Genomic DNA, 17,333 nt, shown 5'->3' on the forward strand with positions numbered 1-17,333 from the left:
GTATATGAGCGAGGTTACTTTGCTTGGGTTTTTGTCCCCATCAAATATTCCAAAAGTGTACGATATCTTTATTCTACAAAAAATAAATAACATTCATAAACTTATGGATTATGTAGAAGAGGTATTTGAAAAAAGAACAAGTGATTTTTTAGAAAGTCTACCTGATGAAGATTTAAAACATTACGATAAATCTATATTGCCGTTTCTTGATCCATATGCTAGAGAGTTTGAACAGATGAATAGATACTCATTTTTAATAAGGATTCATTCTTTATTAGAAGAGTATGTTGTTGAAATTTGTAGGTTTGGAAATGAAAAGGAATGGCATAAATATAATAAAAAGAACTCGAAAAAATACTCGAAAATCGTTATGTGGAACACTTTAACTAAAGCTGGTTCATTTATTACGGAAAAACTAGAACAGCAATTTCCTTGTGGATCAGAGCAATGGAGAATGATTCTTAAAGTAAATTTAATTAGAAATGAAATAGTTCACAATGGCGGTGACATAGGTAGGTCAAAAAAGTATACACAAGTTAAAAATAAGATTAACAAAATGGAGGGAATCAGTATCGGGTCTCATAACTCTATTATTTTAGAAAAAGATTTCTGTTTTGATTATCTTAAAACTGTAGCATGGTTTTTGTCTAATCTTTATAGGAATTATTCAAGTCCCCCTGCAAATTAGCGGGGTGGGCTTTTTTGTTTCCTAGAAATCGGCGTCCCCTCAACTTTAAAAAAAGTGTTGAAATGGAGTTTTGGTTTTACCCGTTTTTTGCGATTTTTCACTCATTCATAAAATGGCTTGATCCTTTACAGGCGTTGAGATAGAGCGGTATTTCTCATTTGTTTGATTGTCTAAAATTTATAGGTTGGATTTTGCTGAAAGGTGGTGGTTTTTATTGGCGAGAAGAAAACAAATGACGGACACATTAAAAGGGCAAATATCAAACGAAGAACGAGAGCAGCGGCAGCAGCATGAAGAAAAATTGAAAGGCATTTCGCCATTGAAAGAGAACCCGCCTTATTGGCTGTCAACAATGGCAAAAAACGAATGGGTAAGAATTTACCCTCATATTATCGAGCTGCCAATATCGGAACTAGATCGCACTTTGTTGGCTATGTACTGTAATAGTTACGCACAGTATCGACAGGCACTAGAAGATGTGGCATCAGAGGGACAAGTCGTTTTTGAAGTGAATAGTAAAGGGTTTGAAGTGAAAAAGAAAAACCCGTCTATTGAAATCATGATGCAAATGTCGAAAGAGATTCGAGCCATTGCGGGACAACTTGGTCTTGCGCTTGATGCTCGATTACGTCTAGTTGGTTTAGGTGATGACAGCGAGGATGACGATATATTTGAGGCAATGAGGCAGGATGACGACGATTAAAAAAGACCCCGGTACTCTTTACTCTGAAAAAGTAGTAAACGGGGAAATTGTAGCAAGTAAAAAAGTCATCCAAGCGTGTGAACGACATTTGCGGGATCTTGAAAAATCAAAAGATCCTAACTATCCATACGAGTACAAGCCAAAAAAAGGGGCGAAGGTTGTAAAGTTTCTTGAAATGCTGCCGGATATTTCAACGGGTAAACCTACGTCATTAGCACTCTTTCAAAAATTTATTGTCTATATGATATTTGCCTGGCGAGACAAAGAAACAGGATATAGACGATTTACAAAGGCATATATCAGCATGGCACGTAAAGGCGGTAAATCCGTTCTTGTTGCCGGGATCGCTTTATATGAATTGCTTTTCGGTGATGCGCCTAGATACGATCGACAGATTTACACGACGGCAAACTCTCGTAAACAAGCAAAAGCGGTTTTTAACATGATTGTTATGCAACTTAAAAAGTTGCGGAAGAAATCAAAACAAATTAAGAAAATGACCAAGATTATTCAAAATGAAATTCGTTTTTTGCTAGAGGATAGCATCATCATGCCGTTATCTCGTGATACAGACAACCTTGATGGCTTAAACGTATTAATTGGCATTCTTGACGAATTTCACACAGCTACAAATACCAAAATGATTGAGGTTTTAGAGTCTTCACAAGGTCAGCAAGACCAGGGACTTATCTTGATCATTAGTACAGCGGGTTTTAAGCTCAACGGTCCTATGTATGCACAAGAATACCCGTATGTAACGGATATATTGAGCGGGAAGAAAGAGAACGAAAACTATTTTGCCGTTGTCTATGAGCAAGATGACGAAAAAGAGATAAGCGACGAAAGCACTTGGATAAAAAGTAACCCGTTACTTGAAGTTGAAAGCATGAAAAAGAAATTGCTCAAGAACTTACGCAAAAAATTGAAAGAAGCCCAGGAAAAAGACGATCTGAACGGAACGCTTGTTAAAAACTTTAATTTGTGGCGTTCTGCTTCTTCCGATAGTTTATTGAACGGTGACGATTGGAAAGATTGTGCCGTTGAGGAAAAGCCGGATATATACGGGAAACCTGTCTATATCGGTGTGGATTTGTCCAGGTCGGAAGATTTATCTTCACTCGGTTTTATTTATCCTTTAGAGGATGCCGAGGAAAACTTTTATATTGATAGTCATTCATTTGTCGGGCGTAAAGGCGGTTTAGAAAACAAGATACAGCGTGACAAAATTGACTACAAGCGGCTTGAGCAAGAAGGGTATTGCACAATAACAGACAAAGAGTCCGGCATCATTAATTTACAACAAGTGATTGATTACATGGTCGATCACTTAACGAAAAATGATTTGCAAGTGAAGGGCATCTTTTATGATCCATATAACATTTCATTGTTTTTAAATGAAATTGAACAATATGGCTATCCTGCTATTGAAGTAAGGCAAGGGGTACGGACATTATCAGAGCCGACGAAAAACTTTAGACTCAACGTCATGGATCAACGCCTTCTTCATACAAACAACCCATTGCTAAACCTTGCAATTAATAACGCCATTTTGAAAAAGGTCAATGATACGGTGCAGATCGACAAGGACTTGAACCGTGAAAAAATTGACCCGATCGCTGCCTTAATGAATGCATATACAGAAGCAATGTACCATTACGAGCAAAACGAAACAGATTGGGACGCCTACTATCAAAGTGAAGACTTTGGAATATAGAAGGAGGGGAAAGAGTGCCAAAACAATTCAATCATCTAATTTTAGGAGTATGGCGGTTCTTCATATCGAACCTTCATACTCTTTTGTTTTTGTTAGGGCTAATCCTCATCAATACCGCCGTTTATATGGTCGGGATGATTTTGGGGATTGCGGCTAGTGGTATTTTGCTAGTCTTTGTTGCCATTCTTCTCAACCATGAAACAGAAAGGGGGTAGAGGAAATTGGCGTTCTTTAGATCAATAAATCAACAAAGCGCAGGACAGAGGGAATTTAACGAAATTTTGGTGGGCTTAGATGGTTTAAGTTATGTTCCGGCAACAGCTATTAAAAATAGTGATGTGTTCACAGCGGTTCACGTATTGGCGTCTGACATAGCAGCAAGCCCAATAATGATAAGAAACAACGGAATAGAAGAAAAGGATAGTGACCTGTTTCAACTAATCAATGAACGCCCTAACGAATATTACTCGGGGTACTCATTTAAATATATCCTTGTCGCCAATGCGCTTTTAAACGGTCAATCGTTTGCTTATATCAAACGGGATATAGACGGCACGCCCTGGGAGCTTATTCACATGTTAAATAGTGAAGTCTCGGTTGATCAAATAAAGGGACGGAACGATATTGTTTATCGTTATTACCCATCTGACGGAAAAGAAGCTATTTTGAAACCGTCTGACGTACTGCATATCAAGTTTTCCTCACTGGATGGGGTAAACGGAAAGAGCCTCTTATCATGTCTCAAGCACGAACTTGAAAGCCAGGAAGCGGGCAAAAGGCTTGTCACGGACTTTTTTAGACGTGGCACAAATTTAAGCGGTATTGTAACGCTTAAAAAAGGCGTACCGTCGCCCGAAGCAAGGGAAAACTTGCGTAATGAATTTGAAAAGGTCAATTCGGGTGTTAGGAATCAACAAAGAATAGCCATTTTGAGTGAAAACGAAGAATTTAAGCAGCTTGAAATCAGTACGAAGGTTCTTGAGATCGTCAATAACTACACGCATTCAACCAAACAAATTGCGAAAGTGTTCGGGTTGCCGCCTCATAAGTTGGGGATCGAGCAAGTGAACACTTCGTTAGAACAAGCAAACCTGGACTATTTGACAAACACGCTTTCAAATTACTTTGCTGCCATTACAGCGGAATTAAATTTCAAAATGCTTTTTTACCCGGAAAGCAGGACCAAACGTTTTCAGTTTGACGCTAGAAGATTCAAGGAAACGGACGCTAAAACAAAGCGGGAAAATGTCATTGCATTACTTCAAAACGGCATTTATTCGCAAAACGACGCATTAGCAGAATACGGAATCGCGCCTATTGAAAATGGAGATAGGCGCTTTATGAGTTTGAACTATGTGGATGTTGACATAATGGACGAAATTCAAAAAGCAAAGGCGAAAGGGCTTCCGATTTCTTCGGTCGATAAAGGGGGTGATGATATTGGAGAAGGAGATTAGAGCCATTCAAGAGGGTTCTCTAAAAGCCACAGAAGAAACCGATAAAGGCAGGATGATCACAGGCTATGCATTGAAATTTGGTACACGCAGCCAAAACCTGGGCGGCTTCATCGAAACCATTGAAAAACGAGCGCTGCAAAATGCTGATATGTCAGATGTAAGGGCGCTTATTGATCACGATCCTTCTAAAATTTTGGGAAGGACCAAAGCCGGAACATTGAAACTATCTGTGGATGACATTGGCTTGCGATTTGAATTGTCTTTACCGAACACGCAATACGCAAACGATCTATATGAAAACTTGAGACTTGGCAACGTTTCAAATTGTTCATTCGGCTTTCACCTTGCCAAAAATGGCGACAGCTTTAAACGAGATGAAAAATCGGGGCTGCCGTTGAGGAGCTTAAACAACATTTCACGTATTACTGATGTTTCTATCGTCACTTATCCGGCTTATGAAGATACAGACGTATCAATCGCACAGCGGCATTTATTGCAGCATCAAAGCAGCCATTTAGAAAAAGAAAAAATCAAGTTAGAGCTTGATCTAATTGAATTAAGTCTTTAGAAAGCACTCGTACATTGCGGGTGCTTATTTTATTTGGAAAAGGAGCATGTACACATGTTAAGAGAGAAAATCCAGGAATTACGTTCAGAGATCACAAAGAGACAAACGGCTATCAATACAAAAATCAAAGAGGCTCATCAAAGAGCGGAAGAAGACAAGCTAGATGAAGCAAAAACGATTAAAGATGAAATCACTTCTTTAAAAGCAGAGATCGAGACAATGACAGAAAAGCTAAAAGAATTAGAAGAATTGGCAGGAATGGAAACGGAAGAAATCACAGAAGGGGCACGTGGAGTAAAAACAGGCGAAGAAAGATCACTTCAATTAAGCACGCCGCAGGTTCGCTTGGATAAAGGAATTGAGGAACAGCGCCGCAGCTTTGAAAAGTTCTTGCGTACTAGAGGTGAAGTCCGAGACGGTTTGACAACAGAAGGAGCAGCGGCAGTTATTCCTATCGAGGTCATTACGACACCGCAGAAAACGCCGGAAGATATTGTTGATCTAGCTGAATTTGTAAATAAAGTCAATGTGACAGCACCATCCGGTTCATATCCAGTTTTGGAAAACACAGAAACCGAACTTGTGTCGGTTGCGGAACTTGAGAAAAATCCAGAGCTAGCAAACCCAAAATTCAATAACATCGAATGGAAAGTTGAAACGTATCGTGGTCAATTGGCTATTTCTCAAGAATCAATTGATGATGCTGGCGTAGATTTGACGGCACTTGTAGCGGATCATTTGCAACAAGTAAAACGAAATACAAGAAACACAAAGATTGCAGGCGTCTTAAAGACGTTTACAGCTAAAACAGTTACAGGAACGGACGACATTAAAAAGATTTTAAATGTTGATTTAAAGCAAGCCTATGTTCGTAATGTTCTTTCGACGTCATCCGCATTCCAATTCCTAGATACGTTAAAAGACAAAAACGGTCAATACATCTTGCAAAGTAACATTTCTTCACCATCGGGCAAAACGCTTTTCGGAAGCCCGATCAAGGTTGTTGATGATAAGTTGCTCGGTAAAAAAGCCGGTGATATGAACATGTTTATCGGTGACTTAAAACGAGCTGCCTTCTTTGCGAATCGTGTAGACGTTGTTGCGAAGTGGGTTGAAAATGCGGTGTATGGTCAAGTCCTTTCCCTTGCTATTCGTTTCGACGTAAAGCAAGCGGACAAAAACGCAGGCTTTTATGTAACAATCAAGCCGCCAGTTGAAACAGGCGCTACAGAATAGGAGTGAAGAAATATGACCCTTGAAGAATTAAAACATGCTTTAAGGATCACTCATGACCTGGATGACAAAATGCTAGAAACCATAAAAGCGGCTTCTGAAAAGTTTATTAAAGATTGCGTCACCTTATCGAAAGAAAGGGACGCTTTTTTTATTGATAATCCTTGTTTTGATGATGCGGTCATGATGCTTTGTGGACACAGATATGAAAACCGATCAGCGGTATCAAACAAGAATTTGCAAGAAGTGCCGTTCGGTGTTATGTCGTACATTCAACAATTTAAAGGAGAATACCCTTCATGGATTATGGACGATTAAATACGCCGATCTCTTTTGTGAAAAAGGAAAATACAAAAGACCCTATATCCAGGGAGAACACGACCACATTAGAAAGACTTTTCACCACCTGGGCGGAACGGCGAGATCAAAAATTAAGAGAAAAGCTATCAACAGCCGGAACGGTTTTAGAAGATAGTTTGACCTATGTTATTCGCTATCAACAAGTATCAACCATTTCCAATGCTATGCATGTACAGGACCACTTGACCAACGAGCTTTATCAAGTCATTGATATTCTGCCGAACGAGCAGGACAAAGACTTGATCAATGTCTTTGTAAAGAAGGTGAGCTGATGGCGCTTGAAACTAGTGGTTTAGAAGAAACATATAAAGCCATTGAAAAGATGGCTCGTCAAAATGTAAAAGCGGAAAAGGCTGCCGTTCATGCCGGCGCAAAACTAATGGCAGATGGCTTGGAAAAGAACACGCCATTTGATAGCAATAGCGGCAACAAGAAGCATTTAAAATCAGATGTTTTCTATTCCAAACCAAGAGAGGACGGAGAAATATTTTCTACCGTTGGCTATGGTAAGGAAACGGCTTATAGGCTGCATTTTACAAACTTCGGAACGATCAAGCAGCGTCCGCAAAGTTTTATAGAGCGCACGATCAACGAGTATGAACAACTCGTTTTATCAAAAATGCAAAGTGTTTATAGGGGGTTGCTTGGTCTATGATGCTGCCAATTCAAGAAGTAGAAATGATTTTGACAGGATCATCCGATCTGACAAGCTACGTGCCGGATGAAAAAGTCTTTCTTGTGGACGTTCCGGAAACAGATCAAAAGGTAGATCAAGCCCCAATGATCCGTATCAATGAGCTTGAAAGCTATCGTAATGCGTATGAGGATGATCAAGCGACAGGCATAAGCGTTGATATTCAAATAGATTTATGGACCGGGACAATCAAGGAAGCGCAAGAAATACAACCGATTATTGATCGTTTGATGGCTTCGGCTGACTATCAGCAATACGCTTCCGCCTTTGATAAAGACCCGGATATAAAGCTGTACAGATATGCACGAAGGTACAGAGCAAATAAAGAAATAGAAATCAATTTTTCATAGAGAGGATGAAATAAATGGCTACAACAGGATTGAGAGATATTAGAGTCGGCGTTTTTGAGGATGACGCCGCCAAAGAAGCAACCGAAGTAATAAATGTACCTGGGGCAATTGAATCAAAATTAGAACCAAGCTCGGAAATTGCGGTGCTTTATGGTGATGATGGCGTATTTGATCAAGAAGGATCGGGCGTAGGTGAAGCAAAGTTAGAAATCGGCGTGGCTGATCTTACAACAGAAATGAAAAATAAATTGCTAGGTGCTGAAACAATCGGCGGTTGGCTTGAGACATACGGAAAAGATACTGATCCACCTTTCGTTGCTGTCACATTCCGGCAGAAAACAAAGGGCGGTTTTTGGTATGTTGCGCTTTTAAGGGGAAAATTCGGTATTCCGTCCACAGAAGGCAAAACAAAAGAGGATAAAGTCGAATTTATCACGCCAACTATTGAGGGACAATTCATGCCCCGTAAATCTGATGGCTTAACCTATGTCATGGCGCATAGTGCAAGCCCTGGATTCACTGAAAAGGGATTTTATGATTTTGTCTTTAAAGGGATCGCCCCTAGCACTGACGGCGACAACGGAACAGCGGAAGCGCCATCAAGCACCACAACAAAAAAATAGTGTTTTCTGATAGCCAGGTAATTTATTTTACCTGGTTAAACTGGATTCATTAAAAAATATACGAGGTGTTTAATATGTTGAAATTAACAATGATTGATGCACAAACAAAAGAAGAAAAAACGTACACAAAAGATATGCCTTCAGCTCGTCAATTAAGACGTGCGCTTGAATTGCAAGCGCAAGCAGAACAAGAGGAAATTGAAGGTACTACAATGCTTGATGAAATGATTACTTATGTTGTGGATGTATTTGGGAAGCAATTTACCTATGATGACTTTTTGGACAATGTTCCGTCTGATCAGACATTTCCAACTATTGCTGATGTAATGATGCAAGTGACAGGACAAAAAAAGGGAAACGACGGCTTGAAAAAGAAAGCGGTGAAAGCACAGAAATAGAGCATTTAGAAACGTGGCAAGATTACCTAGAATCATTAGATGATATTTACGAAGATTTAATGAAAGAAGGGTACAAGTATCATGAGATAGACAACATGGACTTGAACGGATTTTTGCGTCTTGCGAATCGAAAAGGTCAAAGCGAAGGAAGCGTGCCAATAGATCAGATTTTAAGACCAGGGGGCTTTTAAGCCTTCTTTTATTTTTGAGGAAAGGAGGTAAACCATATGGCAACAGAAGGGCGTCCGATAGGCTCTTTAGTCGTTAATACGACGTTAGATAGTACAGGCTTTGACAAAGGCGTTACAGCCTTGAGGCAGCAGCTTAAAACGGCACAGTCCGCAACCAAAGCAACCGCAGCCGAATTTAAAGCATTGGATGACAAGCTCGGCGAAAGTAAAAGTAAGGTGTCGGGCTTGTCGGATCAATTGAAGATTCAAGAAAGAATTGTAGATTCCTATAGACAAGCATATGAAAAGCAAGTTGAGCAATATGGAGAGGGATCAACCCAGGCGCAGAAATATGCACAACGTTTAAACTCTCAAATAACAAGCTATCGCAACATGCAAAATGCTTTAAGGCTTTCACAAAGCCAGGTTGAAAGACTTGAGCGTGCCGAATCAGAAGCAGCAAACAGCGCCGACGATTTAGCGACAAGTCATCAAAATGTATCTAATGATGTAACGGCAGCGGGTAAAGAGGTATCCAAACTCTCAAGCATTTTAAAGGGCGGATTTGCTACGGCAGCGGTGGCGGGTACGGCAGCCATTGGAGCACTAACGGCAGCCGTTGGCACGCTTGGCGCAAAAATGACGGCTGATATACAAGCATCTCAAGGGCGTTTAAGAGCGCAGCTAGGCTTGACGGGTGATGAAGCCAAAAGGCTCACAGGAATAGCGAAAGACGTGTGGTCACAAGGCTTCGGAGAGAACTTGGATGATGCTAGAAATGGTCTGTTTCAGATTAAACAAAATATCCGAGGCATTGCAGACAAGGACCTTACGGACGTAACTAAAAAAGCCCTGGTGCTTGCTGATGCTTTTGATTCCGAGGTAAACGAAGTTGCGAGAGCAGGAAACAACCTTATGAAAGGTTTTGGCGTGTCTGTGAGTGATGCGTTTGATCTTATGACATATGGCGCACAAAATGGATTGAATTTCTCAAATGAAATGTTCGATAATCTTTCCGAGTATTCAACATTGTTCGGAAAAATGGGTTATTCAGCACAAGAATATTTTCAATTACTCGTCAACGGAACAAAAGCGGGCGTTTACAACCTAGATTACGTTAACGACGTCATGAAAGAGTTTCAAATTCGTGTCAAGGATGGCTCGAAATCGACTAATGAAGCAATGGCGAGTATGTCTAAACCGACACAAAAGGTATGGCAAGACTTTTTAAAAGGTAAAGGGACCGTCAAGGATGTATCAAACACCGTTTTAAAAGAGCTTAAAGGCATGAAAGACCAGGTGGACGCTAACAATATCGGCGTGGCTCTTTTCGGTACAAAATGGGAAGACCTAGAGGCTGATGCCATGTATGCCCTGGGCGGCATTGATGGGAAGATCGGTGACGTAAAGGGCAAAGCTAACGAAGCAGGGGCGGCATTGCAAGACAATCTAGGCACACGCTTTAAAAAGATCGGGCGACAAGCACTATCAGCGCTAGAGCCATTAGGAGGCGCAGCAGCTACATTTCTTGAGAAGGCATTTAATATTGCTGATCCGATCATGAAAGAAATGTCCAGCGCCGGCAATACAGTAAAACAGGCAATGGCGGGTATTTGGGGCATATTGCAAGGCGAGGGTAGCGCTGAAAGATTAGAGGGTTATGGCATATTATCGCAGCTTTTCCCGCCTGGCGTGGTTGATATGATTGTAAACACTACTGATACAGTAAAAGGCGTAATAGAAACGATTAAAAATTCATTTAAGAGTATGCAGCCAATCTTTCAAGCTATCGGCGGTATCTTGATGAATGTATTTGTCACAATGGCGCCGATTGTAAAACAAGCCCTGGGCGGCATTTTATCATTTATCGGACAGCTTGCCACAGTGTGGGGAACGTTTTGGAAAGAAAACGGCGGTGTGATCACACAAGCCTTACAAAATATATGGTCTGTGGTCCAATTTGTCATGCCTGCCATCATTGCCATTATTAAAAGCGTTTGGGGCAATATTAAAGGCGTTGTCATGGGCGCAATGCAAGTGATACAAGGCGTCATAAAATTCTTCTCGGGTCTGTTAACTGGTGACTTCGGCAAGATGTGGGAAGGCATCAAAGGCGTGTTTTTCGGCTCGATTCAAGCGATATGGAATTTTGTGCAATTGTCCTTTTTCGGAAAGATTCTCGGGATTGCGAAATCACTAGGAAAAGGGCTATTAGGCATCTTCCCGAAAATGTGGTCTAATATTGTCGGTTTCTTTAAAAACGGGGCAACCAATACCGGGAAAATGGTCACTTGGCTTAAAGACAAAGCCGTTTCAATTGCGACAAGCATGAAGGACGGCATGGTCAAACGTTTTTGGGACATTGTAGATGCAGCCAAAAAATTACCGGGTAAAATCGGTAATGGAATTAAAAACATGGCAGGGGAGGCACTAAAAGGCGTCAAGGCATTAGCAAATAAAATGAATGACAAACTATCCTTTGTTGTGAATGGTGTTATAGGTGGCGTTAACTGGGTTCTTGGTAAAGTGGGCGTACCCGAGGAAAATCAAATACCGAAATGGACGCCGCCGAAATACGCAAAAGGGACGGGCGGACACCCAGGAGGACCCGCCATTTTAGGTGATGGCGGAATGCAAGAGTTGTTTATCACGCCTGGCGGTCAAATGGGGCTGTCTCCTTCAACTGATACAATGATGAACCTTCCAAAAGGAACCGAGGTATTGTCGGGACCTAAAACGAAAGCATTGTTTGATGATGTGCCATTTTATAAAGATGGTACAGGCAAGGGCGGTAATTTCATTTCTAGTCTTTTCGGTAAAGTGAAAGACCTGGTACTTGATGTGTCTGACTTCATTACAAAGCCTAGCAAGCTAATGAATACATTGCTTCAAAAAATGGGGATCACGACCCCGAGCATGGCAGGCGGCTTTGGTCAGATCGTCAAAGGCAGTTTTTCTTTTATCAAGGACAAAGCGGTTTCCTTTATTAAAAACAAGATCAAAGACTTTGGTTTTGTTCCTGGTGAGGGAGGCAGCGCAGCAGTGAAAAAATGGGTGGCTCAAGCAATTGCGATTAAGGGAATTTCCCCATCTTTTTCAAAAGCGCTTGAAACGATCGCTATGAAAGAATCCGGCGGAAACCCTACAGTCGTAAACAATTGGGACAGCAACGCAAAAGCGGGGCATCCGTCCCAGGGGCTTATGCAATTCATTCCGTCTACTTTTACGGCGAACAAAGAACCTGGTTACGGAAATATCAAAAACCCTGTACACCAGGTTATTGCTGCTATCAACTATTTGAATAGTCGTTATGGCGGAATTAACAAGCACCCTGGCTTGGTCAACATGAGAAAAGGCGGCAAGTACATTGGCTATGATAAAGGCGGTATCATTACCCGAAATCATACGGCAGAAGTCCACAAAGGGGAAATGATTTTACCTTTAAGGCAATTCAGAAGAAACCGAGCTATGCAGGTGCTTGCTCAAGCTAATCGAATGGTGGGTTATCAGCCCGAGCAGCCGGGACAAGGTTCAACAAATGTGATTGTTCAAAATGATAGTGCCGAGGCTATTAAGCAGCTAGAAAACAAATTTGATCAAATGATCGGTTTGTTGACACAGATCGCCATGAAAGACACCACGATAAATGTTGAGGGACTAAACAAATACAATATGGATTTACTTAAAAATAGACAGCGTAGGGGAGGGCTTGCGACTTGAGTTATGAATTTTATACGGATTACGGGGAAGGGCTTCAACTGATTAGCAAGCGCCTTCCCTTTTTACGTTGCGTAAAATTTACGCCTGTGTCGGCTTCAATCGAGCGTCAAACGGCGGTTGTGGCAAATAGACCAGGATTAAAACAAACGTCGAAAAAAGTCCGTTTCAAAGAAAGAAAAATCAAAGCCCGATTTTATATTAAAGCAAAAAGCACGGATCAGTTTAATAGATATAGAGCGGCGCTAACAAGGGAACTTGTAAGAGAAGAACCCTATTACATTAGTTGTTCTTTTTCACCCGGTATACGTTACCTGGTGACGTGTGACGACGAAATCGAAATCGAAAAAGATGACGGGAAAAATTATAAAGAAGTTGATGTGGAATTCACCGCAGCGCTTGGGCTTGGCGAAACCGTTTTTAATACTGAAAAGCCCTTAAATTTGAGTGGAGAGTATTTTTATCTCGGGATGAATTTGCCGAGTCAAGACGATCTGAAATACCGTTTCACGTCCAAGACGTTCAAAGTCTACAACGCTTCTGATGTGACAATTGATCCGATTGACTTTGATTATAGCGTCACCATGTATTTAACAGGTAAGGACGTGAAGATACGCAATGATGCCACGAAAGAGGCGTTAACGATAAGGGGATCAGTTTCTAAAAAGCAAAAAATCATTATCACACGTCAATATGTCATGATCGATGGGAAAATGGCGGACACGTCAGGGCGCTTTCCGAGTTTGCGCCCTGGCTTTAATCCATTTGAGATCGAAGGCGCATCCAGTATTGATATGCGGTTTGTCTTGCGCTTTTACTATAAGTAGGTGAAATGATGAATCAATTATTTGTACAGTCAAAGCACGATCCAACAAATAAAGTACCTTTGGAACATGTAGAACCCGAAGTCTCGGATAAATTAGACGGCACAAAGCAATTATCATTTCAGTGTTTACAAATGCCCGAAACTGAACTTGCTTTCGATATGCTTGTAAATGACAACGTATTACTTGTAGATGAGATTGAGCATAAAGCGCAGCGTTATTTCATTGTAGAGGATGAAAAGCGCACAGAAAACGGCATATCATTCCGAAATGTTTCGGCTGATCATATGTATATTGTTCGTCTGACATATAATCAGGTGGATGAAGAAATTAACGGAGAAATAGATATAGACACAGCGCTTAAACACGCTTTAAAAGGAAGCGGCTTATCCTTTACCATCATGCCGGATGCTAAAGGATTGAAAGCCAAACTAGAAGGTTTCGGCAAGAAAAAGTCGTTAGAGCTAATGAACGATCTTATATCGGCTTTTGTTGTGGAACTTGATGTAAACAACGATCATATTTACGTGTATAAAGAAATCAAAAAGCGGATCAATTACAAATTAGATACCAGGGCGAATATGAATACGATTAGTGTTAAAAGCAGCTTGTCCGAGTCTTACACACGGATAAAGGGTTATGGAAAGGTGAAGGAAGAAAAGGACACAGCAAGCGAGGAAACAAAAGGCTATGATAGTAAATCGGCGAAATGGAAAACAAACAGTGATTTAAATGCCATGTATGCGGAGGACGTTGGACAAACGTTCTCTTTTACGTTTAAAGGGACAGGCTTCAGCGTGAAGCTGATCAAAGAAAAATTAGGCGGGAAAATCACGTTCAACATAGATAAAAAGACAAACAAAACATTCAGCACGTACAAAGACACAGGCAAAGAAAGTCATGTGGTTGAAACGGTTGACGTGATCCGGGGTCTTGAGGATAAAGAGCATACGGTCGTTGCAACGTTTAAGGGAAAGGACAGCAAAAACCCGAACACTAAAAAAATGAAAACGGGTTTCCGGGTGAGCGTGCCTAACGGGAATTTTATTGGACTTTATCGGACCTTTAAAAATGATGAAAAGTACATGTTCCCGCCTGTGACATATATTCACCCCGACGAAAAACTTTTTCTTGTAGATGGTCGTCCGAGAGTAGCGGAAACAGTTTACGAGGATTCCATTTCAAAAAAAGAAGACATGGATAAATTTTTGGAAAAGAAAGTTGATCCTTATCCGAAATTAACAATCGAATTGGATTTTGAAAAAGTGTATGATCCGAAGCTCGAAGCGATTGAGGACAACATTTGTAAAGGCGCTATTGTTCCAGTCATTGCCGATACAGCATACGGCATCCTGTTTGAAGGAGAGGTAAGGGTACAAGAGATCAAATATAACCCTCTCAATTTGGACATGAAACCGTCTGTCACGTTGACGAATTATCGTAAAGACATTATTGACTATCAACTAGAGCAGACAGTCGCAATGAAAAAGCAGCGTAATTTAATCAAGAAAGAAATAGCCGAAATGCTAGAGGCTCAAAAGAGCATAGTAAGCAGCACGCAAAGTCAATTGAGTAATATCAATACGAAGGTTTCCCAGGACTTGAGTTTGTCGTATTCAAGCGTTACGAAAACCTGGTCAATTGATGATAGCAGCATAGACGGAGCTGAAATTGACGAGATAGGGAACACCATAGATATTGATATAGGTTTCGACATAAAACCGAAAAGCCCGAGGGTGGGCGTTGATTTTGATTTAAGTCTAAAGGGGATCACGGCAGGCGCAACCATTGATACGACCAACCCAAGCGGCATGAATATTATGCTTGCTAAAGACGGTCAAAGGATCAGCCCAACGGCTGCCGATATACCAAACGGCGCACAAATTAATATTTCATTTTACTTAGATAGCTGACGATCAAACGTCGGCTATTTTTTATGAAAGGAGCTGATAGCATGGGAAGGTTCAATTTATTGAAAGTCTTTAAAATTGGCAGAAATGCAGAGTTTGAAGACAACCTATCGCAAAATGCAAGATCAATAGAAAACGCTTTGAACCAACTAGACATAGAAATCAAAGAACATAAAGGGAGCGAAAAAGCCCACGAAGCGGCAAGCATCGTCCACAGAGGGAAAAGCGTTGCGCACTGGCTCAATAGTTATTGGTCCCGTCTTGTTAATCTGATCGTCAATCATGATGGCAACGATATAAAAGAAGTTGTGGATGGAAGGGTTTCGCTTGATGCGACCATTCATCCGACTTTGAATGATCGTCTTGAATATGACTTTGATCAGCTTGAAAAGAAAGTGAATGACATGCTTTCGATCGTGTCTTTGCAGCCGTTTTTAAACAAATACGGCAACTTCACAAAGGCATTACAAGCAGCATTAGAATTATCAAAGAATCGCCCCATTTGGCTTTATATTCCCCCAGGAAGCTATACGCTGCGTGAACGGGTAAGGATTTATAAAAATACTCATATCACTTTACAGGCAGGGGCAACGATCAAGCGTGGCTTTGTAGGCAGCATGTTTGTAAATGGTGATTCAAATGAGAGTTTCACCGGGTACAAAGGGCATGGAAACTTGATCATTGACGGACAAGGAACAATTGACAGCATGGGACACGAAATCAAGCAGCAGTGCTCTATTTTTGGGTTCGCTCATGCATCCGGTATTATCATGCGAGACCTCACATTGAAAAATGTTTGCGGGGGACATGCTCTTGATTGTGCGGGCAATGAAAACGTGTTGATCGACAATGTGACATTTGAAGGGTTTGCGGATTATGTGGGGGATAGATGGTTTTCCGCAGCGGTTCAAGTCGATTTGATGAGATCATCGGGCAATTTTGGCGCTTTTGGCGCTTATGATCACACACCGACAAAAAACCTTACAATGCAAAATTGTACTATCCGTAAATCAGCAGAGCTTGGGGGCTATCCTAGAGCGATAGATTCACATACAAGCACGGACGGCGTTTTCTATTCGGGTATTAGATTCCTCAACAACAAGGTTTACGATTGCACAGAATGGGCGGTGTCGGGCAACAAATGGCAGGATGTGAGTATTGACGGTAACACATTTGAAAACTGTGCCAGTGGCGTAAGAATCATGCTGCCAGTGGTTAATAGTGTTTATACACAAGATAAAAACGGTAACCCAACGGGCAGAGTCAACAAAACAAAGCGACATACGATCACAAATAATAAATTTAAACAAATGAAAAATAAACATGCAATCCAGGTTTACGGTCGTAAAGGCTATCAAACCATTGATCATGTGGTGATTGAGGGCAATCAAATTGACGGCACAACCAGGCACGGTATTCATGTGTCTGACGTCAAACACTTTGTCATTCATGATAATAACCTAGAAAATGTCGGGCATCATGGCATTTTAGTTACCCGTAGCACACGGGGAAAGGTACACCACAACACAGGGCGAGACATCCAGGGTAACGGCGTGCGGATCGAGGAAGGAAGTTGCGATTTCGTTTCTGTGGATGATAACACGCTAGAAGAAATCGGGTTTTCGGGAATATCTGTCTCGGGTGATTCTGATTATGTACAGGTAGATGAAAACACGATCATTAATGCGGGCAAGCGTGGTGATGATTACGATTTTATTTTATTTATGGATGGCGTGAAAAATAGCGCCGTTCGTAATAATACAGCAATTGGGAAAACGGGAAGGTATGGTATGTATTTAACAAGCAAATGTTCAGCTATTCAGCATTACGGCAACCGATTAAAAGGAGCCGGGAAAGTATCTGCATTAAACGATAAAAGCGTTGATCCTATTCGTACCGTTGAAAATATCACTTGAGGGGGGAT

17 protein-coding genes are annotated in these 17,333 nt (G+C 41.1%); all 17 read left to right on the forward strand.

Annotated features, from left to right (window positions below):
- Positions 1-4: 4 nt before the first annotated feature.
- The 17 genes from MKY83_RS07095 (at position 5) to MKY83_RS07175 (ending at position 17,325) form a co-directional block, all read left to right on the forward strand.
- Positions 5-688, forward strand: coding sequence for a hypothetical protein (locus tag MKY83_RS07095; RefSeq protein ID WP_159159648.1), 684 nt, complete (start codon positions 5-7; stop codon positions 686-688).
- A 214-nt stretch (positions 689-902) separates the two neighbouring features.
- Entirely contained in the window at positions 903-1,391 is a 489-nt protein-coding gene (locus MKY83_RS07100; RefSeq protein ID WP_342488431.1) for a phage terminase small subunit P27 family, read from the forward strand.
- A complete protein-coding gene (locus tag MKY83_RS07105) occupies positions 1,378-3,105 on the forward strand; it encodes a terminase TerL endonuclease subunit (RefSeq protein ID WP_342488432.1) in 1,728 nt (575 codons plus the stop codon). The genes MKY83_RS07100 and MKY83_RS07105 overlap by 14 nt, the downstream gene beginning before the upstream one ends.
- Positions 3,106-3,119: 14 nt before the next feature.
- A complete protein-coding gene (locus MKY83_RS07110; protein WP_106032436.1) occupies positions 3,120-3,320 on the forward strand; it encodes a hypothetical protein in 201 nt (66 codons plus the stop codon).
- A 6-nt stretch (positions 3,321-3,326) separates the two neighbouring features.
- On the forward strand, positions 3,327-4,562 hold the full coding sequence (locus MKY83_RS07115) for a phage portal protein (RefSeq protein ID WP_342488434.1): 1,236 nt from the start codon (positions 3,327-3,329) through the stop codon (positions 4,560-4,562).
- Complete coding sequence (locus MKY83_RS07120) at positions 4,540-5,130, forward strand: HK97 family phage prohead protease (RefSeq protein ID WP_185107940.1); 591 nt, start codon at positions 4,540-4,542, stop codon at positions 5,128-5,130. Before MKY83_RS07115 ends, MKY83_RS07120 begins: the two co-directional genes overlap by 23 nt.
- 54 nt (positions 5,131-5,184) lie before the next feature.
- Positions 5,185-6,366, forward strand: coding sequence for a phage major capsid protein (locus MKY83_RS07125; RefSeq protein WP_342488436.1), 1,182 nt, complete (start codon positions 5,185-5,187; stop codon positions 6,364-6,366).
- A gap of 12 nt (positions 6,367-6,378) precedes the next feature.
- Positions 6,379-6,681: a head-tail connector protein gene (locus tag MKY83_RS07130; protein WP_283924443.1), complete on the forward strand. Its 303-nt coding sequence runs from the start codon at positions 6,379-6,381 to the stop codon at positions 6,679-6,681.
- Positions 6,663-6,995, forward strand: coding sequence for a head-tail adaptor protein (locus MKY83_RS07135; RefSeq protein ID WP_113387281.1), 333 nt, complete (start codon positions 6,663-6,665; stop codon positions 6,993-6,995). Before MKY83_RS07130 ends, MKY83_RS07135 begins: the two co-directional genes overlap by 19 nt.
- Positions 6,995-7,378: an HK97-gp10 family putative phage morphogenesis protein gene (locus tag MKY83_RS07140; protein ID WP_185106900.1), complete on the forward strand. Its 384-nt coding sequence runs from the start codon at positions 6,995-6,997 to the stop codon at positions 7,376-7,378. The genes MKY83_RS07135 and MKY83_RS07140 overlap by 1 nt, the downstream gene beginning before the upstream one ends.
- Positions 7,375-7,767, forward strand: coding sequence for a hypothetical protein (locus MKY83_RS07145; RefSeq protein WP_342488440.1), 393 nt, complete (start codon positions 7,375-7,377; stop codon positions 7,765-7,767). Before MKY83_RS07140 ends, MKY83_RS07145 begins: the two co-directional genes overlap by 4 nt.
- Positions 7,768-7,781: 14 nt before the next feature.
- Positions 7,782-8,390, forward strand: coding sequence for a major tail protein (locus tag MKY83_RS07150; protein ID WP_185106897.1), 609 nt, complete (start codon positions 7,782-7,784; stop codon positions 8,388-8,390).
- Between the two features lie 77 nt (positions 8,391-8,467).
- Positions 8,468-8,788, forward strand: a complete 321-nt coding sequence (locus MKY83_RS07155; RefSeq protein ID WP_268508155.1) for a hypothetical protein — start codon at positions 8,468-8,470, stop codon at positions 8,786-8,788.
- A 227-nt stretch (positions 8,789-9,015) separates the two neighbouring features.
- Positions 9,016-12,678, forward strand: coding sequence for a phage tail tape measure protein (locus MKY83_RS07160; RefSeq protein WP_283924445.1), 3,663 nt, complete (start codon positions 9,016-9,018; stop codon positions 12,676-12,678).
- The gene (locus MKY83_RS07165; protein WP_283924446.1) at positions 12,675-13,502 is read left to right on the forward strand and encodes a phage tail domain-containing protein; all 828 of its coding nucleotides are present in this window, start codon (positions 12,675-12,677) and stop codon (positions 13,500-13,502) included. The genes MKY83_RS07160 and MKY83_RS07165 overlap by 4 nt, the downstream gene beginning before the upstream one ends.
- Before the next feature lie 8 nt (positions 13,503-13,510).
- Positions 13,511-15,412, forward strand: coding sequence for a phage tail protein (locus tag MKY83_RS07170; protein WP_342488442.1), 1,902 nt, complete (start codon positions 13,511-13,513; stop codon positions 15,410-15,412).
- A 41-nt stretch (positions 15,413-15,453) separates the two neighbouring features.
- Positions 15,454-17,325 (forward strand): right-handed parallel beta-helix repeat-containing protein, encoded by a 1,872-nt coding sequence (locus tag MKY83_RS07175; protein ID WP_342488443.1) that lies wholly within the window; start codon positions 15,454-15,456, stop codon positions 17,323-17,325.
- Positions 17,326-17,333 lie beyond the last annotated feature (8 nt).

The sequence above is a fragment of the Bacillus sp. FSL M8-0266 genome (genome assembly GCF_038613425.1).
GTDB classification, from domain to species: Bacteria; Bacillota; Bacilli; order Bacillales; family Bacillaceae; genus Bacillus; species Bacillus pumilus.

Coding starts and splice junctions, on each gene's coding strand:
- MKY83_RS07175 (WP_342488443.1), top strand. CDS start 15,454: ATGGGAAGGTTCAATTTATTGAAAGTCTTTAAAATTGGCAGAAATGCA.
- MKY83_RS07125 (WP_342488436.1), top strand. CDS start 5,185: ATGTTAAGAGAGAAAATCCAGGAATTACGTTCAGAGATCACAAAGAGA.
- MKY83_RS07135 (WP_113387281.1), top strand. CDS start 6,663: ATGGATTATGGACGATTAAATACGCCGATCTCTTTTGTGAAAAAGGAA.
- MKY83_RS07095 (WP_159159648.1), top strand. CDS start 5: ATGAGCGAGGTTACTTTGCTTGGGTTTTTGTCCCCATCAAATATTCCA.
- MKY83_RS07145 (WP_342488440.1), top strand. CDS start 7,375: ATGATGCTGCCAATTCAAGAAGTAGAAATGATTTTGACAGGATCATCC.
- MKY83_RS07140 (WP_185106900.1), top strand. CDS start 6,995: ATGGCGCTTGAAACTAGTGGTTTAGAAGAAACATATAAAGCCATTGAA.
- MKY83_RS07130 (WP_283924443.1), top strand. CDS start 6,379: ATGACCCTTGAAGAATTAAAACATGCTTTAAGGATCACTCATGACCTG.
- MKY83_RS07120 (WP_185107940.1), top strand. CDS start 4,540: ATGATATTGGAGAAGGAGATTAGAGCCATTCAAGAGGGTTCTCTAAAA.
- MKY83_RS07160 (WP_283924445.1), top strand. CDS start 9,016: ATGGCAACAGAAGGGCGTCCGATAGGCTCTTTAGTCGTTAATACGACG.
- MKY83_RS07150 (WP_185106897.1), top strand. CDS start 7,782: ATGGCTACAACAGGATTGAGAGATATTAGAGTCGGCGTTTTTGAGGAT.
- MKY83_RS07170 (WP_342488442.1), top strand. CDS start 13,511: ATGAATCAATTATTTGTACAGTCAAAGCACGATCCAACAAATAAAGTA.
- MKY83_RS07105 (WP_342488432.1), top strand. CDS start 1,378: ATGACGACGATTAAAAAAGACCCCGGTACTCTTTACTCTGAAAAAGTA.